Here is a 23979-nt window from a genome sequence, read left to right as displayed (position 1 = left end):
GCATGGAATGCCGCGGTGGCCACTCACACAGTGGGGCCAATGTTCAGTCTGCCTCAGCGGATTCACCAGGGGTCTGGATAAGCCGCTGTTTCAACACCGCAAGCACTGTTTCGGGCACCTGACAACGCAGGGCTTTCTGTAGGCGTTTGCGACGGGTTGCCTCCTCAAGGCAGTTTTCCTCGGGACAGAGATAGGCCGATCGGCCCATCCCTGCATCGAGGAGAACTCCGTCCTGATGGTCGCGGATCACCCTCCAGAGTTGGCGGCGATCCAAGAGCTGGCGGCAGGCCACGCAGCGACGCAGGACGGGGCGCTCACTCACCGGACCTGCTCCTGGTCGGCATCGGCGTCCACCTCAGCCTCAGCCTCCGTGGCATCAGCTTCTGGCTCAGCGTCGATTTCAGTGTCGGCTTCAACCGCGGCGGGCTCCTCTTCCGTGAATTCCTGCTCGGCCTGCTCTTCGCCGTACTCCTCCTCGTCCTCGGGCAGCGGGTACAGCTCCCGCAGGCGTGCATCTTCTTCTGCCCGAGCAGCCTGTTCGGCGGCCAGGCGTTCCTCAGCTTGTTGCTGGAGGGCCTCCTCTTCCTCGCGCTGGGAGATCAACTCAGCCACTACGGCATCCTCAGCTTCCTGGTCGTACTCCGTGGAGTTCTTGATGTCGATCTTCCAGCCGGTGAGTCGGGCGGCCAGGCGCACGTTCTGGCCTTCACGGCCGATGGCCAGGCTCAACTGATCGGGGGGAACCAGCACGTGGGCATGCTGCCCCATCGGATCAACGAGGCGCACCATGTCCACCCTGGCGGGGCTGAGGGAATTGGCGATGTACTGACCTGGATCCTGAGACCAGCGGATGACGTCGATTTTTTCGCCACGCAGTTCGTTCACCACCTGCTGAATGCGGGAGCCGCGGGCTCCGATGCAGGCACCAACGGGATCGACTTCACGCTCGATACTGTCGACGGCCACCTTGGTGCGGGGTCCCACCGAACGGGAGGGTGGATTGGCCTCGCGGGCCACGGCCACGATCCGTACGGATCCCTCCTGAATTTCGGGAACTTCGTTCTCAAATAGGTAGACCACCAAACCGGCATTGGAGCGGCTGACGAAAAGCTGTGGTCCCCGCCGGGGAACTTCGCTGACCTCTTTGAGGAACACCTTGAAGGTGGCGTTGGCGCGGTAGTTGTCGTTGGGCAGCTGATCGCGACGGGGGAGTTCCGCCTCGACTTCCGGACGCCCCAGGCCTGAGCTGACCGCCATGATCACTGACTGGCGCTCGAAGCGGATCACCCGTGCGGTCAGCACCGGATCCTCCAGATCGGCGAACTCCTCCTGGATCATGCGGCGCTGTTGATCCCGCAGTTTCTGGGCCAGCACCTGTTTGGTGGTGGCGGCGGCCATCCGGCCGAAATCCTCCTTCTCCGGGGTGACATCCAGCACCACCGTGTCGCCCACCTGGGCATCATCAGCCACCTGCATCACCTCGGCAATGGCGATCTGGTGGTCTTCGCTTTCCACCTCATCAACAATGATTTTGCTGGCGAGAACCCGGTATCCCTCCTCTTCCAGGTCAAGGCCGACGTCGAAGTTGCTGAAGTACTCCTCGTCAAAGGGGTCTTCGCTGATCCCGAGGTAAAGGGTGCGCCGGTAGCGCTCATAGCCCTTCAGTAGGGCCTCCCGCAGGGCTGCTTCCACAACCTGAGGTGGCAGCTTCTTCTCTTCACTGATGTCGTCGATCAGATTGGTGAGACCTGGAAGAAGAACGAGAGCCATCGCGTTGGTTTAAGGGAAGGGTTGAGCGGTTGGAGGGGGGTGAACGCTGGGTTCAGCTGCTTGGACTGGTGAGGCGGACACCGATCACGCAATCGCGGGGAATTCGTTTAACTCGCCCGCGAATGTTGATCTGCAGCGTGTCGGCGTCGCGTTCAAGCAAGAGGCCTTCAAGGCGTTGCTCGGTCTCGCCCTTGTCGCGGTGATGGACCTCGATGGGAAAGCCGCGGAAGGTTTGAAAATCGCGATCGCTGGACAGCTGCTCGCCGATTCCGGGACTGCTGATCTCCAGAACATACGCGTCAGTGAGCAGGGTGGAGGCCTCAAGGGCATCCCCAAGCATTCCGCTGAAACCCGCGCAGTCGTCGAGGCTCACATCCGCTCCACTGCTGTGGCGGATCTGCACTTCCAGGGTCATCGGGCTCATATGAGTAAGCAGCTGGATGCCGCAAAGGTCAAAGCCTTTGCGGGCGGCCACGTCGGTGGCCAGCGTTTCGAGATCCGGAAGCAGAGGATGAGGCAACGCGAACTGAGGGCGGACGTCGGTCCGACGTGCATTTCAGTTGTGACCGATCTCCGCAGGGAGATGCCCGTCGGACACACCTTCAATGTAGGGGACTGCCTGCCATCCGTCAGGTTTTGCCTAGATCGATGGGCGGTGCATCGGGGAAAGCGTCGCCAGCCTGTTCGGTGCCGCGACCTTCGGAATCCTGATTGATGCAAATGCGCTGACGGTCCGGATCAGTCACGTACTGACAGACGCGACTCCAAAGTTTGCTGCGGCTGCCCTTGGGGCCATTGCTGAACTGCACAGTGTCCGGTAGTCCTGGGGAGGACTCGATGACGACCTGGCAGATCTGACATCGTTGTGAATCAGCGGATTCGCTCAAGGCTGAAGATCACAAATTGGCCCGAAGCTAGGCAGAAGGTTGAAGAGCCGCAGTGCGATCAGTGGCAGCCCTGTACGGAAATGCGGTAGCTGAATCCAGTGGCTTGCGGGTCGCTGTTGGCCCCGATCCGGAAATTCACCTGGCTGATGCTCTTGCCTGAGACCTGCTGGAAGGGCCCAAACATGCGGCCGGTGCCCACTGGGGGCTGCAGTTGTTCATCGGCCACCTTGCTGTTGCTTCCATCGCTGAATTTGAGGAAGGCCTGAATGGGATAACTGCTGGGGTCGCTGGAATCGGCGGTGAAAAACAGCTTGAAACTGCGGTAGGGCTGATCCACCACGAAATCGGTGTTCCAGTTGGTGCGGCCGACGGCTTTACCGATGAGCCCTTTGGGACGCTCCACCTTTTTTTTCACAATGGGCTCGCCGCCGCCCACCGGAGTCAGAAAGGTGCAGGCGGCACTGGCCTGCATCGGAATGAGCAGCAGGCCTAGGACAGGCAGGACAGCGATGGACCGCATGGAGAACCAGATCAATTGGGTGTGATGGGAGTCAGGGGAGGACCCTCTTCGAACCGCTCCAGCAATACCTGAACAGGAATCTGGGTGCCGAAGCGACAGGCATTGGTTTCGCTGGCTGCCAGGCTGCCGTGCTCCCAGAACTTGTTGCTGCCGGTGCCCCCACCACAGAGCCCGAAGTATTCGCAGCCCTTGTGGCAGGTGTCGACACCGCTGCTCATGTCAGCCAGGAGGCGACGGAACTGATCGGTTTTGGTGGACTCCACCAACGACAGATCACGCAGGTTGCCGAGGTTGAAGGTGCCGTAGCGGTCGCTGGCAACCGACAGCAGCTCGGGGTCGAAAGTGGAGAAATTTCCATCCGAATCAACGCTGAGAATCGAGAACGGGCGATTGAGCTCGTTCTGGGTCATCCGTTCGTTGCCTTGAATCAGGCTGATCACCTGCTCGAATTCCCGCAGCACGACGGGATGACCGTCTTGCTCGCTAAGGCGCCAGAAAGCCCGGAGGAAGTCGCGATATTTCTCCTCCATGACTGAGCCTTGCATCGAGGAGCTGGTGTGAATGCCCTCCTGTTCCTCAACGTTGAAGCCCACATCGGTGATGCCGTTGTCCCGGAAGAAGCGATACATCCGCTCCGGTTGCTCCATGGCATCAGCGGTGACCACCGAGATGCAGTGGAAGGGCACATCGTTGCGATGCAGGGCTTCAATCCCTTTCATCGCCATGGCGTGGGAGCCACGTCCATTGCGGAAGCGCCGGTGGGCGTCGTGGATGTCCTCTGGGCCATCCACACTGATCCCCACCACGATGCGGTTGCGCCGGAAGCAGTCGCACCACGCATCGTTGATCAACGTTGCGTTGGTCTGAACGTGCTGGGTGAAGTCCAGCCCCTGGGCGTTGAACTGCTCGAGGCTGCGATGCAGGATCGCCGTTGCCTCGTCGTACCAACTGGTGGGCAGGGTGAGCGGTTCCCCGGCATGCCATACAAGTCCGAACTCCGGCCCGGCATAGGGGCTTTCCAGAATCCGCTGGATCAACAGAGGCAGTAGATCGAGGTCGAAAACCCGCTTCTTCTGCCGATCCGGCAGATAGCAATAGGAGCAATCGAGGTTGCACAGCGATGTCGACTGCACAACCACGAGGCCGATGGGCCCGAACCGGTTGAGGTCGGGCCTGACATTTGGGGAAGAAACAATCACCAGTTCACGAATCCGCCGCCACCGTTCTTCCAGCCACCGCCACCGTTGCGCCAGCCACCGCCGTAGCCACCGTTGCCCCAGGTGCGGCGGCTATTGCCCCACTTGTTGCCGCTCTTTCCGTTGCCCCACTTGCCTTTTCCACGGCTGTTGCCGAACTTTTTGCCCTTGCCGTTTTTCCATTTGCTCTTGGCAACAAGCTCACCTTCGATTTCAGGATCCTTGAGCAGGCTGCCCCAGTCGGTGTTCCGCACCGCTTCGATTCGGGCTTCGATGCTGTTGGCTTTGGCCTGACCGTTGAGTTGCTCAGGCGCGCTGTAGCTGGAGCTGGCTTGGGCGGTTTGGCACAGCACGGCGCTGGAGGCCAGCAGTGCTTGAAAGGCAATGAGAGAACGCTTCATGGCTGTTGATTGATAAAGAAGGAAAGCAATCGCGGAACAGTCAGATTCCCGGTGTCGCTGGGGTGTTGATTTCTGCTGTGATGCTGAGGATCAGGCCGTAAAGAGACCGAATTGTTTCCTGGCTCAGGCCCACATCGCTGCCGGGACCAATCCAACGGTTGATCATGCGGCGCGTTCCGGCATCACCATCCATGTAGGCCTGCATCATTTGTCCCAACGCGATGTTGGTGGACGAGAGCAGCTTGCCGTTGTCCTGCTTGACGATGCAGCTGATGCCCGAGCGGCCGTAGGGGCGGAAGGGCAGTAGAGCCGTTTTGTCGATTCGGCTGTTGGCGGCCAACCAGAGGGTTCCACCACCGAGGATCGGAACGTCACCCGTGTAGAAGGCATCCAACGCTTCCTTAGGGGTGTCGAAGTTTTTCAGTGTGGCGCCGGGCACCACGCTCTTCAGAACCTTGGCGGAGGCGGTGTCCTTGACCACGCCGATGGTTTCTCCTGCCAACGAGTCAGGGGTTCCATCGATGCTGGTATCTCTGGCCATCAGCAGCCGTGTGCCACCGACGCCGAAGGGAAGGCTGTAAGTGACCTGAGTGGAGCGGCCCCAGGTGAAGGCCACACCACAGGCGATGTCGGCCTTGCCGGTGATGACGGCACCAATGCCGTCATTGACGGAAGACGCGACTCGGTAAGTCACGTTGCGGCGGTTGGCCTGAATCCGGATCTGTTCGAGAACATCAACCCCGAGGCCTTCGTAGCCGGTGTCGGTTTTTTGATACAGCGGCTTGACTTCCTCAAAAATCACCGCCTTAAGCGTTGTGCTTTCCGCGGAGGCTTGTGGAGTCAGGGCAACTGGACCAGCCAGGGCAAGCAGCGCTGCCGCTGGAGCCAGAAATGCACGCATGCGAAAACTGCGTTTGCTTGATTCTTAGCTGGATTTTTTAGGCTTGTCCTCCAATTGCAATGGGCGTTCTGAGATTGCGATCGATCGGGACCAACGCCCGCTTCCCCGGCTGGATCCGATAAAAAGAAGTCAATTCGTCGGTCCTGGTGTTGCGGTACGCCCTGCGTCAACTGTTGGTAGTGCTGGTGGCAGTGGCCTGCTTTGTCGGTGATGGAGCGTCCGTGCAGGCTCTAGAGCACAGCTTTGTAGCCGATGCCGTTCAGCGGGTGGCCCCGGCTGTAGTTCGGATCGATACCGAGCGCACCATTGAACGGCAGCCGTTTGATCCCACGCTTCTCGATCCGTTGCTGCGGGATCTGCTGGGTGACCCGCCTGCGGGTCCGGGGCGGGAACGTGGTCAAGGCTCCGGTGTGGTGATTGATCCCCAGGGGCTTGTGCTCACCAACGCTCATGTGGTGGATCGTGTGGAGTCCGTCAGCGTCACACTGGCCAACGGGGATCAACGCGATGGCCGGGTGGTGGGCACCGATGCCGTGACGGATCTGGCCCTAGTGCGTCTTGAGGGTGATCAATTGCCGCCGCGGGCTCCCCTGGGTGACTCCGAAGCCATGCAAGTGGGCGATTGGGCGATCGCCCTCGGCACTCCATTTGGACTGGAACGCACGGTGACCCTAGGAATTGTCAGCAGCCTGCATCGCAACATCAACAGTCTTGGTTTTGCTGACAAACGGCTTGAACTGATTCAGACCGACGCCGCCATCAACCCCGGTAATTCCGGCGGCCCCTTGGTGAACGGTGATGGCCAAGTGATTGGGATTAATACCTTGGTGCGTTCTGGCCCTGGGGCTGGCCTTGGTTTTGCCATCCCGATCAACCTGGCCCGCAGGGTGGCCGATCAGCTGCAGCAGCAGGGTGAGGTGGTGCATCCCTATATCGGCCTTCAATTGGTCGCTCTCACGCCCCGGATCGCGCGCGAGCACAACAAGGATCCCAATGCCCTTGTGCAGCTGCCGGAACGCAGCGGTGCTCTAGTTCAAGCCGTGCTTCCCGATGGCCCGGCCGAAAAAGCGGGCCTGCGCCGCGGTGATCTTTTGATCACTGCTGATGATCGCGACATCCCCGATCCTCAGGTGCTTCTGGAAGTGGTGGATGCTGCTGCCATCAATGCTCCACTGCCCTTAAAGGTGCTGCGAGCGGGTCGCGAGTTGACCCTGTCGGTCAAACCTGAGCCCCTGCCTGGAATGGCTTGAAACCCTTGCTACGGTCGCGCCCAAAGGACGAGACCTGATGGCTGATCTTCAGACCCAGATGAAGCAGGCAGTGGCCGATGCCGCTGTTGAACAGATCAAAGACGGCATGGTGCTGGGGCTGGGATCTGGGTCGACTGCCGCACTAATGATTCAAGGCCTGGGTGCCAAGCTCGCCAGCGGCCAACTCAAAGACATCGTTGGTGTCACCACCTCCTTCCAGGGAGAGGTGCTGGCCGCAGAGCTGAACATCCCTTTGCTCAGCCTCAATGCCGTCAACCGCATTGATCTGGCCATAGACGGTGCTGATGAAGTCGATCCTGGCTTCCAGCTGATCAAGGGCGGTGGTGCTTGCCATGTGCAGGAAAAACTCGTAGCGGCACGGGCCGATCGTTTTGTGGTGGTGGTGGATTCCACGAAACTTGTGGATCGTCTCAACCTCAGTTTTCTGCTGCCTGTTGAAGTTCTTCCGGGCGCCTGGCGCCAGGTGAAGCAGCAGCTGGAAGCCCTGGGGGGTACTGCTGAACTGCGGATGGCCCAGCGCAAGGCCGGCCCCGTGGTCACGGATCAGGGCAATTTGGTGTTGGACGCCAAGCTCAATGGAGGCATCACCGATCCGGTGGCCCTGGAGCAGACCATCAACAACATCCCAGGAGTGCTGGAAAACGGATTGTTCGTCAACATCACCGATGAGGTGTTGGTGGGCGAGATCGCTGATGGCGTGGCGGGGGTCCGCAGCCTGGAGAAGCGCCTCAGCTGAGGCGCCGTCGCACCGATTCGGCGTGGCTGTGCAGGCCTTCACTGGTGGCCAGCTCCTGCACAGCTGAACCTGTTGCTTCCAGAGCAGCCCGGTTGAATCCGATCAGTGAGGTGTGGCGCATGAAGGTTTCAACGCTCAGCGCTCCACTGAAACGCGCGGCTCCACAGGTGGGCAGGGTGTGGTTCGGACCTGCTAGGTAATCCCCAACGGCTTCCGGAGACCAGGGGCCCAGGAAAATGGCTCCAGCGTTCTGGATCCGATCTGCCAGAGGTTCGGGACGTTCGACCAGGAGCTCTAGATGTTCCGGAGCGAAGCTGTCGCTCAGGCGTGCACAGCTCTCGAGGTCGTCGCACACCACCACCAGCCCCCAGTCCCGCAGTGCGGCTTCGCAGATCTCGCGACGGGGGTGGTTGGTGAGCTGCTCGGCGACCGCGGCGTTGATCCCGTCGGCCAGAGCATGGTCGGTGGTGATCAGCACCGCCGCCGCCAGAGGATCGTGCTCAGCCTGCGCCAGCAGATCCGCAGCCACCTGATCCGGCTGTGCGGAGTGGTCGGCAATCACCAGCACCTCGCTTGGGCCTGCCAGGGAATCGATGGCCACCTGGCCGTAAACCGCTTGTTTCGCAAGGGTGACGTACAGGTTGCCTGGACCACTGATCACATCCACTTTGGGCACGCTTTCACTGCCGTAGGCCATGGCGGCAATGGCTTGGGCTCCCCCGAGGCGGAACACCGTCTTCACGCCGGCGAGGTTGGCCGCTGCCAGCACCACAGGGTTGACCGTGCCATCCCTGCCGGCGGGGGAACAGATCATCAGCTCTTTCACCCCGGCGACACGGGCTGGCACCGCATTCATCAGCACCGTGCTGGGGTAGGCCGCGCGTCCGCCGGGCACGTAAAGACCCGCCCGCTGCACCGGTCTCCAGCGCCGGCCGAGCTGCTCGCCATGGGGGCCTGTTACCGCTAGGTCGGCGGGACGTTGGCGTTGGTGGAAATCAGTGATGCGGCGATGGGCCAGCTCCAGAGCATCACGCAGGTTGGTCGGCAGCGTGGTCCAGGCCTGCTCGAGCGCCTCCTGGGGAACCGCCATCGGCAAAGGCCGAAAGCCATCGAATCGTTCTGTGAAGTCTGCGATCGCCGCATCACCGCGGTCGCGCACCGCTTCAAGAATCGCGTCGACCCGCTCTCTGGCTTCGCTTTGCTGGGTCTGAGTTGTGCGGCTTGATAAGCGCTGCAGTTCTGTCTGGGCCTGTTCCGGATCCCGCACGATGCGCAGGGGAGCGACGGCCGGTTGGCTCACAGACAAAGGTAAGAGTGGAATATGTAGTCAAGTTAGGACTCGACAACACTGGGAGGCGGTCCTGCCACGGAGTAAGGTGCTGGATTGTTCGCAACGTTGAAGCCTCAGTGGCCAATAACAAGTCAGCCAAGAAGCGGATTGAGATTGCTGAGCGCAACCGTCTGCGCAATCGCACCTACAAGTCGTCCCTGCGCACGTTGATGAAGCGTTGCTTCACCGCCTGTGACGCCTACAGCGCAACGCCTGGCGACGAAGCCAAGACCACCGTGCAGAGCTCGATGCGTGCCGCCTTCAGCAAGATCGACAAGGCGGTGAAGGTCGGTGTCCTGCATCGCAACAATGGTGCCAATCAGAAGTCCCGTCTCAGTGCAGCGGTGCGCAAGGTTCTCGAGCCCGCCAGCTGATTCGGTTTCAACCGGCAGAATGGGCCGAAAGCGCGTTTCGGCCCAGCTGTGTCTCCCACTCCGACGCTGATCGACAGTCACTGTCACATCGTCTTTCGCAATTTTGACGAGGACCTCGACGAGGTGGCCTCACGTTGGCGCGAGGCCGGTGTCGGCGCTCTGTTGCATGCCTGCGTTGAACCTTCCGAAATTCCTGCGATCCGGGCACTGGCTGATCGGTTCCCTGAAATGCGGTATTCAGTTGGAGTTCATCCTTTAGATACCCAGCATTGGGCTGATGACACGGTGGCGGTGCTGCGTCGGGCGGCTTTGGAGGATGACCGGGTGGTCGCTATCGGTGAACTCGGGCTCGATCTCTTCCGCGACAAGAACCTGGAGGAGCAGCTTGCTGTGCTGCGTCCGCAGCTGGATCTGGCGGTGGAGCTGAACCTGCCGGTGATCATTCACTGTCGTGATGCCGCCGAGCCGATGCTGGTTGAACTTCGGGCCCGTCAGGCGGAGGGCCGTTGTCCCGCGGGGGTCATGCATTGCTGGGGCGGCACTCCCGATGAAATGCAGCAGTTCCTGGAGCTCGGGATGTATATCAGCTTCAGTGGCACCGTGACCTTCCCCAAAGCTGAGCCCACCCACGACTGCGCCCGTCAGGTGCCTGAAGATCGGTTTTTGGTGGAAACCGATTGCCCCTTCTTGGCTCCCGTGCCTCGTCGCGGCAAGCGCAATGAGCCGGCCTTTGTGGCCTCTGTCGCGACGCGTGTGGCTGAGCTGCGGGGTGTGGATCTCGAGAGCGTGGCTTGCAGCAGCACCGCCAACGCCCGACGTTTGTTTGGACTCCCTTAACTGCTCTTCCAAGAGTGTCGACTCCATATGTAAGATGTTGTATTGGCCTGGCCATGCGTGGGATTCGTTCTTGTGCGTGGTGCCTGAAGCGTCCATTTCCTTCCGGTGCACTTGTCGTCGTCAGCTGATCTGACCCGCGATTTCTGAACAGCAGCAGCGGCTCTGTCGGTTCCTTCCTGGAAACCGTCGGTGCCGCTGTTGTGGCGAATCGTCCTGTCGGGTGAGCTTTTGCCGCCAACCCAGTCCTGCCCAGTCCCTTCGTCCTCTCTGCCGGTCCCCGCATGAGCAGCAGCGCGATTCAGGTCGCCAAGACCGCCACCTACCTCCCTGATCTGGTGGAGGTGCAGCGGGCCAGCTTTAAGTGGTTTTTGGATCAAGGTCTGATTGAGGAGCTGGAAAGCTTCTCTCCGATCACGGATTACACCGGCAAGCTGGAGCTGCACTTCATTGGTAGCGAGTACCGCCTAAAGCGCCCCCGCCACGATGTGGAAGAGGCGAAGCGTCGCGATGCGACCTTTGCTTCGCAGATGTATGTCACCTGCCGTCTGGTCAATAAGGAGACCGGTGAGATCAAAGAGCAGGAGGTCTTTATCGGCGAATTGCCGCTGATGACCGAGCGAGGCACGTTCATCATCAACGGTGCTGAGCGCGTGATCGTGAATCAGATCGTGCGGAGCCCCGGTGTCTATTTCAAGGATGAAATGGACAAGAACGGTCGGCGCACATACAACGCCAGCGTCATCCCCAACCGGGGGGCCTGGCTGAAGTTTGAGACCGACAAGAACGACTTGCTGCACGTCCGTGTGGACAAGACCCGCAAGATCAATGCGCACGTGCTCATGCGTGCCATGGGGCTGTCCGACAACGACGTGCTCGACAAGCTGCGTCATCCCGAGTTCTATAAAAAGTCGATCGATGCCGCTAATGACGAGGGCATCAGTTCGGAAGACCAGGCACTGCTAGAGCTTTACAAGAAACTTCGTCCGGGTGAACCCCCCTCGGTGAGCGGCGGTCAGCAGCTGCTGCAGACCCGTTTCTTTGATCCAAAGCGTTACGACCTCGGGAGGGTCGGTCGCTACAAGATCAACAAAAAGCTGCGCCTCACCATCCCCGACACGGTGCGCACCCTCACCCATGAGGACGTGCTTTCCACCCTTGATTACTTGATCAACCTGGAGCTGGATGTTGGCGGAGCCACCCTCGATGACATTGATCATCTCGGCAACCGCCGGGTGCGTTCCGTCGGTGAACTGCTGCAAAACCAGGTTCGGGTCGGTCTCAACCGCCTGGAGCGGATCATCAAGGAACGGATGACCGTCGGTGAAACCGATTCGCTGACTCCAGCGCAGTTGGTGAATCCCAAACCTCTGGTGGCGGCGATCAAGGAGTTCTTTGGCTCCAGCCAGCTGAGCCAGTTCATGGATCAGACCAACCCCCTGGCTGAGCTGACCCACAAGCGCCGTATCTCGGCCCTGGGACCTGGAGGTCTCACCCGTGAGCGTGCTGGCTTTGCCGTCCGCGATATTCACCCCTCCCACTACGGCCGCCTCTGTCCGATTGAGACGCCGGAAGGTCCCAATGCCGGTCTGATCAACTCCCTGGCGACCCATGCCAGGGTCAACGAATACGGCTTCATCGAAACCCCGTTCTGGAAGGTGGAGAACGGTGTCGTCATCAAGGAAGGTGACCCGATCTATCTGTCCGCGGACCGTGAAGACGAAGTGCGCGTTGCCCCAGGTGACGTGGCCACCGAGGGCGACGGTCGGATCACGGCGGATCTGATTCCTGTGCGTTATCGCCAGGATTTTGAGAAGGTCCCCCCCGAGCAGGTCGACTACGTCGCCCTATCGCCGGTTCAGGTGATCTCCGTGGCAACGTCCCTGATCCCCTTCTTGGAGCACGATGACGCCAACCGGGCCCTGATGGGCTCCAACATGCAGCGTCAGGCTGTGCCGCTGCTGCGCCCCGAGCGTGCTCTGGTGGGCACCGGTCTCGAGACCCAAGTGGCCCGCGACTCCGGCATGGTGCCGATCTCCCGGGTGAATGGCACCGTCACTTATGTGGATGCCAACGCCATCGTTGTTCAGGACGAGGACGGTAATGAGCACACCCACTTCTTGCAGAAGTACCAGCGCTCCAACCAGGACACCTGTCTGAACCAGCGTCCGATCGTCCGATGTGGCGATCCCGTGATCGTCGGCCAGGTGATGGCGGATGGCTCGGCCTGTGAAGGTGGTGAGATCGCCCTCGGACAGAACGTTCTGATCGCTTACATGCCTTGGGAGGGCTACAACTACGAGGACGCGCTGCTGGTCAGCGAACGTCTGGTTACCGACGACCTCTACACCTCGGTGCACATCGAGAAGTATGAGATCGAAGCGCGGCAGACCAAGCTCGGCCCCGAGGAGATCACCCGAGAGATTCCCAACGTCGCTGAGGAAAGCCTCGGCAACCTCGACGAGATGGGCATCATTCGCGTGGGTGCTTTCGTCGAAAGCGGCGACATCCTGGTGGGCAAGGTGACGCCCAAGGGCGAATCCGATCAGCCGCCGGAGGAGAAGCTGCTCCGCGCGATCTTCGGTGAAAAGGCTCGCGATGTTCGCGATAACTCCCTGCGCGTGCCTGGCACTGAGCGCGGCCGCGTTGTGGATGTGCGCATCTACACCCGTGAACAGGGTGATGAGCTGCCGCCTGGCGCCAACATGGTGGTCAGGGTTTATGTGGCTCAGCGCCGCAAGATCCAGGTCGGCGACAAGATGGCAGGCCGCCATGGCAATAAGGGCATCATCAGCCGCATCCTTCCCCGGGAGGACATGCCTTATCTCCCCGACGGCACCCCTGTCGACATCGTGCTCAACCCCCTGGGTGTGCCGAGCCGGATGAATGTCGGTCAGGTGTTTGAGCTGCTGATGGGTTGGGCGGCGTCCAACTTGGACTGCCGCGTACGCATCGTTCCCTTCGATGAGATGTATGGGGCTGAAAAGTCTCAGCAGACTGTGGAGACCTTCCTCAAGGAAGCCGCCAAGCAGCCCGGCAAGGGTTGGGTGTACGACCCTGCAGATCCTGGCAAGCTCCAGCTGCGTGATGGGCGCACTGGACTGCCCTTCGACCAGCCCGTGGCCGTGGGCTATTCCCACTTCCTCAAGCTGGTCCACCTGGTGGACGACAAGATCCACGCTCGTTCCACCGGCCCCTACTCCTTGGTCACCCAGCAGCCTCTGGGTGGTAAGGCACAGCAAGGCGGCCAGCGTCTTGGTGAGATGGAAGTTTGGGCACTTGAGGCCTATGGCGCCGCTTACACCCTGCAGGAACTGCTCACGGTCAAGTCCGATGACATGCAGGGCCGCAACGAGGCCCTCAACGCAATCGTCAAGGGCAAGCCGATCCCCCGTCCAGGTACGCCGGAATCCTTCAAGGTGCTGATGCGTGAGCTTCAGTCTCTTGGTCTGGACATCGCCGTCTATACCGATGAAGGCAAGGAAGTGGATCTGATGCAGGACGTGAACCCGCGTCGCAGCACCCCCAGCAGGCCCACCTACGAATCCCTCGGCGTCGCGGATTACGACGAGGACTGACGGATCAACGAACGAACCGATTCCCCGCTCCTTCTTCCATAACCGTCAATGACCAACAGCAACCTCCGCACCGAGAACCACTTCGATTACGTCAAGATCACCCTCGCATCACCCGACCGGGTGATGGAGTGGGGACAGCGCACCCTGCCCAACGGCCAGGTTGTCGGTGAGGTCACCAAGCCGGAGACCATCAACTACCGCACCCTCAAGCCTGAGATGGACGGGCTGTTCTGCGAAAAGATCTTTGGCCCTTCCAAAGACTGGGAGTGCCACTGCGGTAAGTACAAGCGGGTGCGTCACCGGGGCATCGTTTGTGAGCGCTGCGGTGTGGAGGTCACTGAGAGCCGCGTGCGTCGTCACCGCATGGGCTTTATCAAGCTGGCGGCTCCTGTCTCCCACGTCTGGTATCTGAAGGGGATTCCCAGCTACGTGGCCATCCTGCTGGACATGCCCCTGCGGGATGTTGAGCAGATCGTCTACTTCAACTGCTATGTGGTGCTGGATCCCGGCGATCACAAGGATCTGAAGTACAAGCAGCTGCTGACCGAAGACGAGTGGCTGGAAATTGAAGACGAGATCTACGCCGAAGACTCCGAGATCGAGAACGAGCCGGTGGTGGGCATCGGTGCCGAGGCTCTCAAGCAACTACTCGAAGATCTCACCCTCGATGAGGTTGCTGAGCAGCTGCGTGAGGAGATCAATGGCAGCAAGGGCCAGAAGCGCGCCAAGTTGATCAAGCGTCTGCGCGTGATCGACAACTTCATCGCTACCAGTGCCCGTCCTGAGTGGATGGTGCTGGATGTGATTCCAGTGATTCCGCCTGACCTGCGCCCGATGGTGCAGCTCGATGGTGGACGCTTTGCCACCAGTGATCTCAACGATCTCTACCGGCGGGTGATTAACCGCAACAACCGCCTGGCTCGGTTGCAGGAAATTCTGGCTCCCGAAATCATCGTCCGCAACGAAAAGCGGATGTTGCAGGAGGCCGTCGACGCTCTTATCGACAACGGCCGTCGCGGGCGCACCGTTGTGGGTGCCAACAACCGGCCGCTCAAGTCATTGAGCGACATCATCGAAGGCAAGCAGGGCCGCTTCCGTCAGAACCTGTTGGGTAAGCGGGTCGACTACTCCGGTCGTTCCGTGATCGTGGTGGGTCCCAAGCTCAAGATGCACCAGTGCGGTCTCCCAAAGGAGATGGCGATTGAGCTGTTCCAGCCGTTCGTCATCCACCGCCTGATCCGCCAGAACATCGTCAACAACATCAAGGCGGCCAAAAAGCTGATTCAGCGTGCCGATGATGAAGTGATGCAGGTTTTGCAGGAGGTGATCGACGGTCACCCGATCCTGTTGAACCGGGCTCCAACCCTGCACCGTCTCGGTATTCAGGCCTTCGAACCCAAGTTGGTGGATGGACGTGCCATTCAGCTCCATCCCCTGGTCTGCCCAGCCTTTAACGCTGACTTTGACGGCGACCAGATGGCTGTTCATGTGCCTCTGGCCATCGAGGCTCAGACCGAAGCCCGCATGCTGATGCTGGCCAGCAACAACATCCTTTCGCCTGCAACAGGCGAGCCGATCATCACTCCATCTCAGGACATGGTGTTGGGCTCTTACTACCTGACGGCGCTTCAGCCCGATGCGACCAAGCCAGAGTTCGGAGACCGCAGCTGCACCTTTGCGGGCCTGGAGGATGTCATCCACGCCTTCGAGGACACTCGCGTCGGTCTTCACGATTGGGTTTGGGTTCGCTTCAACGGCGAGGTCCAAGACGATGACGAGCTGGATGCACCCATCAAGAGCGAATCACTCAGTGACGGCACCCGCATTGAACAGTGGAGCTTCCGCCGCGACCGTTTCGATGAAGACGGTGCCCTGATTAGTCGCTACATCCTCACCACCGTGGGCCGCGTGGTGATGAATCACACGATCATCGACGCGGTGGCCGCCGGCTGAATCAAAACAGACGCCCTTTCCTCCCTTTCCTGATCTGCGCGCAGCCATGACCTCTTCCTCGAAATCCCGCAAGTCCAAATCCAGCAAAGCCTCCAAAGCCTCCAAAGCCTCCAAGGCCGCCAAGGAGGCTCCTGTGAGCGCATCCCGTCCGCTCTCGAAGACCCCGCCCCCGTTCCGCAACCAGGTCATCGACAAGCGGGCCCTTAAACAGCTCGTTGCCTGGTCCTACAAGAACCACGGCACGGCGGTGACCTCGTCTATGGCCGACAACCTCAAGGATCTCGGCTTTAAGTACGCCACCCAAGCTGCCGTCTCGATCTCCGTCGACGACCTGAAGGTGCCCGAGGCGAAGAAGGATCTGCTGGGCCAGGCCGAGGAACAGATCACGGCCACCGAAGAGCGTTACCGCTTGGGTGAAATCACCGAGGTTGAGCGTCACACCAAGGTGATCGACACCTGGACCGAGACCAACGAGCGTCTGGTCGATGCCGTCAAAAAGAACTTTGACGAGAACGCACCGCTCAACTCGGTGTGGATGATGGCCAACTCCGGCGCGCGGGGAAACATGTCCCAGGTGCGTCAGCTGGTGGGCATGCGCGGTCTGATGGCCAACCCGCAGGGCGAAATTATTGACCTTCCGATCCGCACCAACTTCCGTGAGGGTCTGACGGTTACCGAATACGTCATCTCCTCTTACGGCGCCCGTAAGGGTCTGGTGGATACAGCGCTTCGTACCGCTGACTCCGGCTACCTCACCCGTCGATTGGTTGACGTTGCCCAGGATGTGATCGTCCGTGAGGACGACTGCGGAACCACCCGCCACATCGTGGTGGAGGCCGAGAATGGCAAGTTCCGCAGCCGGCTTGTGGGTCGCCTGACCGCCGCCCAGGTGGTAAACGCGGATGGCGAGGTGCTTGCTGAGCGCGACACCGAAATCGATCCGCCTCTGTCCAAAGCCTTTGAGGCAGCTGGGGTGAACGCGGTGAGTGTGCGCTCGCCGCTCACCTGCGAAGCCAACCGTTCTGTCTGCCGCAAGTGTTACGGCTGGGCACTGGCCCACAACGAACTGGTGGATCTGGGTGAAGCCGTCGGCATCATCGCTGCCCAGTCGATCGGTGAGCCTGGAACCCAGCTCACCATGCGGACCTTCCACACCGGTGGTGTGTCCACGGCTGAAACCGGTGTGGTTCGCTCCAAAGCTGCGGGCACCGTTGAGTTCGGCAGCAAGGCGCGGGTGCGCCCTTACCGCACGCCCCATGGTGTGAACGCTCAACAGGCTGAGGTTGACTTCAATCTCACGATCAAGCCTTCCGGGAAAGGAAAGACGCAGAAGATCGAGATCACCAACGGCTCCCTGCTGTTTGTCGATAACGGTGCCGAGATTGATGCCGACGTGACGGTGGCTCAGATCGCTGCTGGTGCGGTCAAGAAGAGTGTTGAGAAGGCCACCAAGGATGTGATCTGCGATCTGGCCGGCCAGGTCCGCTACGAGGAGGCGATTCAGCCCCGCGAAGTCACAGACCGCCAGGGCAATATCACCCTGAAGGCTCAGCGCCTCGGCCGGATGTGGGTGCTTTCGGGCGATGTTTATAACTTGCCGCCCAACGCACAGCCCGTCGTTGGTGGTGAGACCCAAGTCACCGAGGGTCAGGTTCTGGCTGAGGCAAGCCAGCGCAGTGAGTACGGCGGTGAAGTGCGCCTGCGCGATTCCATCGGTGATTCCCGCGAGGTGCAGATCGTCACCACGGCGATGACCCTCAAGGACTTCAAGCTGCTTGAGGAGTCCACCCACTCCGGTGAGATCTGGAATCTCGAGGCCAAGGACGGCACCCGATATCGCCTCAACACCATCCCCGGCAGCAAGATCGGTTCCGGTGAGGTCATTGCCGAACTGGCTGATGATCGCTTCCGCACCGGCACCGGTGGCCTGGTGAAGTTCGCACCCGGTCTGGCGATCAAGAAGGCCCGTTCCGCCAAGAACGGCTACGAAGTCAACAAGGGCGGCACCCTGTTGTGGATCCCCCAGGAAACCCACGAGATCAACAAGGACATCTCCCTGTTGATGATCACCGACGGTCAGTGGATCGAGGCCGGCACCGAGGTTGTCAAAGACATCTTTAGTCAGACCGCCGGCATCGTTACTGTTACCCAGAAGAACGACATCCTGCGGGAAATCATCGTCCGCAGTGGTGAGTTCCACCTCTGCACGGATGCCAAGGCGTTGGAGCGTTTCGAGGGCGATGGCCAGATGGTCAACCCCGGCGAGGACGTCGCCAAAGGGCTGTCTGTTGATGCCATGAAGTATGTGCAGACGGTCGAGACCCCTGAAGGAAAAGGCCTGCTGCTGCGTCCGGTTGAGGAATACACCATCCCCAATGAGGCCCAGCTGCCTGAGCTGTCTCATGTGAAGCAGGCCAATGGCCCTCACCTCGGAATCAAGGCCACCCAGCGTCTGGCCTTCAAGGACAACGAACTGGTCAAGTCAGTCGAGGGTGTGGAGCTGCTGAAGACGCAGCTGCTTCTGGAGACCTTCGACACCACCCCTCAGATGACGGTGGATGTGGAGAAGGCTCCCGACAAGCGTGCCAAGACCATTTCCCGTCTGCGACTCGTGATCTTGGAGTCGATCCTTGTGCGTCGCGACACCATGTCTGACTCCAGCCACGGTTCGACCCATACCGAGCTGCAGGTTGAGGACGGTATCTCCGTCAAGGCTGGCGATGTTGTTGCCACCACTCAAATCCTTTGCAAACAGGCTGGCCTGGCGCAGTTGCCAGAAGCGACGGAAGCCGACCCGGTGCGTCGGATGATCGTCGAGCGCCCCGAAGACACCACCACCCTCAGCACCTCCGGCAAGCCGGTGGTGAGCGTCGGTCAGCGGATTGTCGACGGCGACCCTCTCGCTGATGGGGAAACTGCCAGCTGCTGTGGTGAGATCGAGGCTGTTTCCGGTAACAGCGTCACCCTGCGTCTCGGACGCCCCTACATGGTGTCGCCGGACTCCCTCCTGCACGTGCGCGATGGCGACCTGGTGCAACGGGGTGATGGTCTGGCCCTGCTGGTGTTTGAGCGGCAGAAGACGGGTGACATCGTTCAGGGTCTGCCCCGAATCGAAGAATTGCTGGAGGCCCGTCGCCCCCGCGAATCCGCGATTCTCTGCAAGAAACCCGGAACCGTTGAGATCAAGCAGGGTGAAGACGACGATTCCCTCGTCGTCAATGTGATCGAAGCCGATGACGCCATCGCTGAATATCCGATCCTGCTTGGCCGCAACATCATGGTGAGCGATGGTCAGCAGGTCACAGCTGCTGAACTGCTGACGGATGGCCCGATCAACCCGCACGAGCTTCTCGAGTGCTACTTCGAGGATCTGCGCAGCCGCAAGCCTCTGATGGAGGCCGCCCAGGAGGCGATCGCTAATCTGCAGCACCGGTTGGTGACTGAGGTTCAGAACGTTTACAAGTCTCAGGGCGTGTCGATCGACGACAAGCACATTGAAGTGATTGTGCGTCAGATGACCAGCAAGGTGCGGGTGGAGGATGCCGGTGACACCACCCTGTTGCCGGGTGAATTGATCGAACTGCGTCAGGTGGAGGACACCAACCAGGCAATGGCGATCACGGGCGGTGCTCCCGCCGAATTCACGCCGGTTCTGCTGGGTATCACCAAGGCGTCGCTCAACACCGACAGCTTCATCTCCGCCGCCTCCTTCCAGGAGACGACACGGGTCCTGACGGAAGCCGCCATCGAAGGCAAGAGCGACTGGCTGCGCGGTCTCAAGGAGAACGTGATCATCGGTCGCTTGATCCCTGCCGGTACAGGCTTCAGTGGTTTCGAAGAGGAGCTGCAGAAAGAGGCTGGTCCCCACCCCGACATCCTTTCGGAGGACCCCGCTGGTTACCGCCGCATGCAGAACCTGCGTCCCGACTACACCGTTGATATGCCTCCTGCGGCGAGTGCCAGTGCTGTGCTGGATGACCCCAGCGATGCCGACCTTGAGGCCACCCGCACCCGCCACAACATCGACCCCTCGGCGAGCAATTTCGCCGCGTTCACCCGTCCGGACGCCGACAATGAGCTGAAGGAAGAGCAGGTGGTTGATGCTGAAGCCGTTGAAGGTCTTCAGGAGGAAGGCCTGCTCTCTGACGAATGAGCTCCGCTCAATTGTTCACCGTCGCAGACCCTTCCATGCTTGAGCCCACTGAGATCCCCACGAGACGCCTGCCCCGGTATGGGTTCCACACCCATACCGAGCGGCTTAACGGACGCTTGGCCATGCTTGGCTTCATCGCCCTGATGGCGTTGGAGATCAAGCTTGGCCATGGTTTGCTGATCTGGTGAGCCAGGCTCTGCTGGGTCGCAGTGCGGCCGAGCTGCAGGACTGGGCGGTTGCTCAGGGGCAGAAACCGTTCCGCGGCCGTCAGCTCCACGATTGGATTTATGCCAAGGGTGCCCGTTCCTTGGCAGACATCACTGTCTTTCCCAAGACCTGGCGTGCCGCGCTGCTCGAGGACGGCATTGATGTCGGTCGCCTGAAGGAAGTGCATCGTTCAGTGGCAACCGATGCCACCACCAAGCTGCTGCTTTCCACAGAAGACGGCGAGACCATCGAAACCGTGGGCATTCCCACCGACCAGCGGCTCACGGTCTGTGTCTCCAGCCAGGTGGGTTGTCCCATGGCCTGCCGCTTCTGTGCCACTGGAAAAGGGGGGCTGCAGCGTTCGCTCCTGACCCATGAAATCGTGGATCAGGTGCTGAGTGTGCGTGAGGCGATGGAACGACGTCCTTCCCACATCGTCTTTATGGGTATGGGTGAGCCTCTTCTGAACAGTGAGGCTGTTCTGGAGTCGATTCGCTGCCTTAATGATGATCTCGGCATCGGCCAACGGCGCATCACCGTCAGCACGGTTGGTGTTCCGAAGACCTTGCCGCAACTTGCGGAATTGGCCATGCAGAGGTTGGGGCGAGCCCAATTCACCCTTGCTGTGAGTCTCCATGCGCCCAACCAGAGGCTGCGCGAGGAGCTCATCCCCACGGCCCATGCCTATCCCTATGAAGCTCTTCTTGATGATTGCCGTCACTATCTGGATGTGACCGGTCGCCGGGTGAGTTTCGAATACATCCTTCTCGGTGAACTCAACGACCAGCCCCACCACGCTGCAGAGCTAGCGGATCGCGTTGGTGGCTTCCAGAGCCATGTAAACCTCATCGCCTACAACCCGATTGAGGAGGAGGAGTTCAAGCGGCCGACGCCGCAGCGGATCGAGGCGTTTCGTCGTGTTCTTGAACGACGTGGTGTCGCCGTCAGCCTTAGGGCCAGCCGCGGGCTTGACCAGAATGCAGCCTGCGGCCAGCTACGGCGTCAGCAGATGACCTCGAGCTCCGCAGAGAGCTGAACGTTGGGACGAACGGTGGGCTGATGGCGTGTTCATCAGCAGACTGCTGCTGAACAGGGTCTTCGAATGACAGCAATCGACTGGCTGCTTCTTGGTGCCTACCTCGCCCTCACCCTGATGCTGGGGTTGTGGCTCTCGCGCCGCAACAGCGGCGAAGAGGATTATTTCGTGGCCGGCCGTCGTCTCAACGGTTGGCTCGCTGGTGCATCGATGGCCGCCACCACCTTCTCCATCGACACGCCGCTGTACGTCGCTGGCCTCGTGGGCGCACGCGGCTTGGCGGGGAACTGGGAGTGGTGGAGTTTTGGTTTGGCCCATGTGGCGATGGCTGTTGTGTTTGCGCCCCTCTGGCGGCGTAGTGGCGTGCTGACCGATGCGGCTTTCACCGAGTTGCGTTACGGCGGTCCGGCGGCGGCATGGCTGCGAGGCATCAAAGCCTTCCTACTGGCCGTGCCGGTCAACTGCATCGGCATCGGTTATGCCTTCCTCGCGCTTCGCAAGGTGGTGGAAGCCCTGGGCCTGGTGTCCGGTCAACCTGCTGCCCTGGGGCTCACAGACACGGTCTGGTTGTTGATGGTCGTGGCCCTGCTCGTGATGAGCTACACCGTTGCCGGTGGCCTTTGGGCTGTTGTGGTCACCGATCTGGTCCAGCTTGTGCTGGCGTTGGCGGGTGCCCTGGCCGTGGCCGTGGCTGCCCTGCATGCAGCAGGCGGAATGACGGCTCTTCTGGAGCAACTGCAGGCCTTGCAGAGGCCTGAGCTGCTGTCTCTGGTGCCTTGGACCTGGGATGAGTCTGGCTTCAGTTGGTTGCAGGGCAGTGGCATCAGCATCCCGATGTTTACGGCCTATATCGCTGTGCAGTGGTGGAGTTTCCGCCGCAGCGATGGGGGGGGTGAGTTCATCCAGCGGATGCTGGCCACCCGTGATGAGCAGCAGGCACGGTTGGCGGGGTGGGTGTTCCTTGTGGTGAATTACCTCGTGCGCAGCTGGCTCTGGATCGTCGTTGCTCTGGCGGCTCTGGTGCTGTTGCCGGCCGGCGCTGATCTGGAGCTGGGCTATCCAGCCCTTGCGGTGCAACTGTTGCCCCCCGTGGCGCTCGGCCTGGTGGTGATCTCGCTGGTGGCGGCGTTCATGAGCACCGTGAGCACATCGGTGAATTGGGGTGCCAGCTACCTCACCCACGACCTGTATCAGCGGTTTGTTCGTCCTTCCGCCACTCCGCGGGAGCTGTTGCTGATCGGGCAACTCACCACTGTTCTGCTGCTTGTTCTGGGCGTGATTACAGCCCTGATCAGCGACAGCATCGGTGCGGTGTTCCGCCTGGTGATCGCCATCGGTTCAGGCCCGGGTGTGGTCCTGGTGCTGCGCTGGTTCTGGTGGCGGGTCAACGCAGCGGCTGAGCTGTCGGCCATGCTTTGCGGCTTTTTTGTGGGTGTGTTCACGTCTGTGGTTCCCCTGGTTCGGATTGAGGATTACGGGGTTCGCATTGCGGTGATCACCGGCCTCTCAGCGGTGGTCTGGTTGGCTGTGATGCTGACCACGCCTCCGGAATCGGATGCTGTCTTGGAGCAGTTTGTGCGGACGGTTCGCCCTCCGGGACCTGGTTGGGCACGTCTTCGCCAGCGCTTTGGCGTCATGCCCATGGAGTCCCTACCTGCGATGTTGCGTCGCTTCGTTCTCGCTTGCGGTGTGCTGTTCGGCGGCTTGCTCGGGACGGGTGGGTTTCTGTTGCACCAGCAGTGGACTGGCTGGATTGGTCTGTCGGTTCTGATCCTCTCGATCTGGCAACTGCGGCGGCGTGTCGATACCGTGTCGTCTTGAGCAGAATGGCGCCTTGGTTGCAGTGTTCCGGTGTCGTTTTTTCGTTCCACCCTTCTGCCGGCTCTGATTGTTCTTCTGTTCGTTCTGGCGTTGGTGGCCGTGAGTGCGCGGATCTGGCTCCCCGGTGACATGCTGGCTCCAGCTCCGATGGGTTGAGCCCTGGAATGCCTCCCGTAGCATCGATCCATGACTGACGATCGCAGCCAACAGAAGGACCAGGGGCTCTCCAACCTTTCCGTGGATCCTGAACTTCTGGCGCGCGAGCTGGCGGCCGAAGAGGACGTGGATCCGCTTGATGCGATCCAGCTCGACAACACCGATCAGGATTCCTCCCTGGAGATTGCCAGGGCCTGTGACCAGGCTCTGATCTGGTTGCGGGGCAAACACGGAGAACGTTTGCAGGGTTTGCAAGTGTTTTGCGAATACCGCGACCCCAGGGCGATCGCCTTGCTGCTGCCTCTGCTGCAGAACTCCTGTCCAGTGGAACGGATGAGTGCGGTCTACGCCTTGGGTCGTAATCCATCGCCTCCGGCCGTTGAACCGCTGCTGCAGCTGCTGCAGATGGATGCCAATGCCTACGTCCGTAAGGCCGCGGCTTGGAGTCTGGGCAATTTTCCGGATGCGCCGGTGCTCAATCCGCTCATCCGTGCCTTGCAGACGGATGTCGCTGCTGTTCGCCTGTGGTGTCCAGGCTCGTTAGCTGAGGCCGGCAGCCGTTCACCGGTGAAGGCAGACCCCGCTGCGGGGCAACTGCTTGTAAGCCTGCGCATCGACAGCGAAGCGGTGGTGCGCAGCAACTGCATTTGGGCCTTGGGTCGTTTGATCGATCAGCTGGTGCAACCGCGGCAAGCCGAGATTGTTGAAGCTCTGGTCAGTGCCCTGCTCCACGACGGTGAGATTTCCGTGCGTGATGAGGCCAGAACCGCTCTCGAACAACTGGAGGATCCGCTGGTGCTGGAACGTCTGCAGACGTTGATCAACGACGGATTCATCCTGTAACAGGGCTATGTA

The 23979-nt window shown here is 60.5% G+C and carries 21 protein-coding genes; 12 read left to right on the top strand and 9 right to left on the bottom strand.

Annotated elements, in window-relative coordinates; translation table 11 throughout:
- Window positions 1–43: 43 nt before the first annotated feature.
- The 8 genes from DXY29_RS01375 to grrP all read right to left on the bottom strand — a co-directional run bounded on the left by DXY29_RS01375 (window position 44) and on the right by grrP (window position 5675).
- Window positions 44–322: a YlxR family protein gene (locus DXY29_RS01375; RefSeq protein WP_115022254.1), complete on the bottom strand. Its 279-nt coding sequence runs from the start codon at window positions 320–322 to the stop codon at window positions 44–46.
- Window positions 319–1770 (bottom strand): transcription termination factor NusA, encoded by a 1452-nt coding sequence (gene nusA, locus DXY29_RS01370; RefSeq protein ID WP_115022252.1) that lies wholly within the window; start codon window positions 1768–1770, stop codon window positions 319–321. The genes DXY29_RS01375 and nusA overlap by 4 nt, the downstream gene beginning before the upstream one ends.
- 52 nt (window positions 1771–1822) lie before the next feature.
- Window positions 1823–2290 (bottom strand): ribosome maturation factor RimP, encoded by a 468-nt coding sequence (gene rimP / locus DXY29_RS01365; RefSeq protein WP_115022251.1) that lies wholly within the window; start codon window positions 2288–2290, stop codon window positions 1823–1825.
- A gap of 109 nt (window positions 2291–2399) precedes the next feature.
- Window positions 2400–2657, bottom strand: a complete 258-nt coding sequence (locus DXY29_RS01360) for a hypothetical protein (protein ID WP_115022249.1) — start codon at window positions 2655–2657, stop codon at window positions 2400–2402.
- Window positions 2658–2715: 58 nt separating this feature from the next.
- Window positions 2716–3177 carry a hypothetical protein gene (locus DXY29_RS01355; protein ID WP_244279274.1) on the bottom strand — a complete coding sequence of 154 codons (462 nt, stop codon included), beginning with the start codon at window positions 3175–3177 and terminating at the stop codon, window positions 2716–2718.
- An 11-nt stretch (window positions 3178–3188) separates the two neighbouring features.
- Window positions 3189–4376 (bottom strand): cyclophane-forming radical SAM/SPASM peptide maturase GrrM/OscB, encoded by a 1188-nt coding sequence (gene grrM, locus DXY29_RS01350; protein WP_115022247.1) that lies wholly within the window; start codon window positions 4374–4376, stop codon window positions 3189–3191.
- On the bottom strand, window positions 4373–4774 hold the full coding sequence (grrA, locus tag DXY29_RS01345) for a GrrA/OscA1 family cyclophane-containing rSAM-modified RiPP (protein WP_115022245.1): 402 nt from the start codon (window positions 4772–4774) through the stop codon (window positions 4373–4375). Before grrA ends, grrM begins: the two co-directional genes overlap by 4 nt.
- Window positions 4775–4814: 40 nt before the next feature.
- On the bottom strand, window positions 4815–5675 hold the full coding sequence (grrP, locus tag DXY29_RS01340; RefSeq protein ID WP_115022244.1) for an extracellular substrate binding-like orphan protein GrrP: 861 nt from the start codon (window positions 5673–5675) through the stop codon (window positions 4815–4817).
- Window positions 5676–5854: 179 nt separating this feature from the next.
- On the opposite strand from grrP, the gene DXY29_RS01335 reads away from it, so the two are divergent.
- Complete coding sequence (locus DXY29_RS01335) at window positions 5855–6925, top strand: trypsin-like peptidase domain-containing protein (RefSeq protein WP_170952089.1); 1071 nt, start codon at window positions 5855–5857, stop codon at window positions 6923–6925.
- A gap of 37 nt (window positions 6926–6962) precedes the next feature.
- Entirely contained in the window at window positions 6963–7682 is a 720-nt protein-coding gene (rpiA, locus tag DXY29_RS01330) for a ribose-5-phosphate isomerase RpiA (protein ID WP_115022240.1), read from the top strand.
- Here the strand turns inward: rpiA and hisD are convergent.
- On the bottom strand, window positions 7675–8982 hold the full coding sequence (gene hisD / locus DXY29_RS01325) for a histidinol dehydrogenase (RefSeq protein ID WP_115022608.1): 1308 nt from the start codon (window positions 8980–8982) through the stop codon (window positions 7675–7677). The two genes, rpiA and hisD, sit on opposite strands and share 8 nt — an antisense overlap.
- Window positions 8983–9089: 107 nt before the next feature.
- Between hisD and rpsT the strand changes: the two genes are divergently transcribed.
- The 10 genes from rpsT (at window position 9090) to DXY29_RS01280 (ending at window position 23967) form a co-directional block, all read left to right on the top strand.
- The gene (gene rpsT, locus DXY29_RS01320; RefSeq protein WP_115022238.1) at window positions 9090–9386 is read left to right on the top strand and encodes a 30S ribosomal protein S20; all 297 of its coding nucleotides are present in this window, start codon (window positions 9090–9092) and stop codon (window positions 9384–9386) included.
- Between the two features lie 48 nt (window positions 9387–9434).
- Window positions 9435–10223: a TatD family hydrolase gene (locus DXY29_RS01315; RefSeq protein WP_115022236.1), complete on the top strand. Its 789-nt coding sequence runs from the start codon at window positions 9435–9437 to the stop codon at window positions 10221–10223.
- Between the two features lie 281 nt (window positions 10224–10504).
- Window positions 10505–13798: a DNA-directed RNA polymerase subunit beta gene (gene rpoB / locus DXY29_RS01310; RefSeq protein ID WP_115022234.1), complete on the top strand. Its 3294-nt coding sequence runs from the start codon at window positions 10505–10507 to the stop codon at window positions 13796–13798.
- Between the two features lie 48 nt (window positions 13799–13846).
- Window positions 13847–15751 carry a DNA-directed RNA polymerase subunit gamma gene (locus DXY29_RS01305; RefSeq protein ID WP_115022232.1) on the top strand — a complete coding sequence of 635 codons (1905 nt, stop codon included), beginning with the start codon at window positions 13847–13849 and terminating at the stop codon, window positions 15749–15751.
- Between the two features lie 46 nt (window positions 15752–15797).
- Complete coding sequence (locus DXY29_RS01300) at window positions 15798–19904, top strand: DNA-directed RNA polymerase subunit beta' (RefSeq protein WP_115022231.1); 4107 nt, start codon at window positions 15798–15800, stop codon at window positions 19902–19904.
- 35 nt (window positions 19905–19939) lie between these two features.
- Window positions 19940–20092: a high light inducible protein gene (locus tag DXY29_RS01295; RefSeq protein WP_115022606.1), complete on the top strand. Its 153-nt coding sequence runs from the start codon at window positions 19940–19942 to the stop codon at window positions 20090–20092.
- Window positions 20089–21147 carry a 23S rRNA (adenine(2503)-C(2))-methyltransferase RlmN gene (gene rlmN, locus DXY29_RS01290; protein ID WP_115022229.1) on the top strand — a complete coding sequence of 353 codons (1059 nt, stop codon included), beginning with the start codon at window positions 20089–20091 and terminating at the stop codon, window positions 21145–21147. The genes DXY29_RS01295 and rlmN overlap by 4 nt, the downstream gene beginning before the upstream one ends.
- 66 nt (window positions 21148–21213) lie before the next feature.
- Window positions 21214–22968 carry a sodium:solute symporter family protein gene (locus tag DXY29_RS01285; protein WP_115022227.1) on the top strand — a complete coding sequence of 585 codons (1755 nt, stop codon included), beginning with the start codon at window positions 21214–21216 and terminating at the stop codon, window positions 22966–22968.
- A 30-nt stretch (window positions 22969–22998) separates the two neighbouring features.
- Window positions 22999–23124 carry a hypothetical protein gene (locus tag DXY29_RS13800; RefSeq protein ID WP_255453122.1) on the top strand — a complete coding sequence of 42 codons (126 nt, stop codon included), beginning with the start codon at window positions 22999–23001 and terminating at the stop codon, window positions 23122–23124.
- Between the two features lie 30 nt (window positions 23125–23154).
- A complete protein-coding gene (locus DXY29_RS01280; protein WP_115022225.1) occupies window positions 23155–23967 on the top strand; it encodes a HEAT repeat domain-containing protein in 813 nt (270 codons plus the stop codon).
- Window positions 23968–23979 lie beyond the last annotated feature (12 nt).

The organism is Synechococcus sp. UW69 (genome assembly GCF_900474185.1).
Lineage (GTDB): Bacteria > Cyanobacteriota > Cyanobacteriia > PCC-6307 > Cyanobiaceae > Parasynechococcus.
The sequence above is the reverse complement of the archived record's forward strand: the minus strand, read 5'-3'. Positions and strand labels throughout refer to the sequence as shown.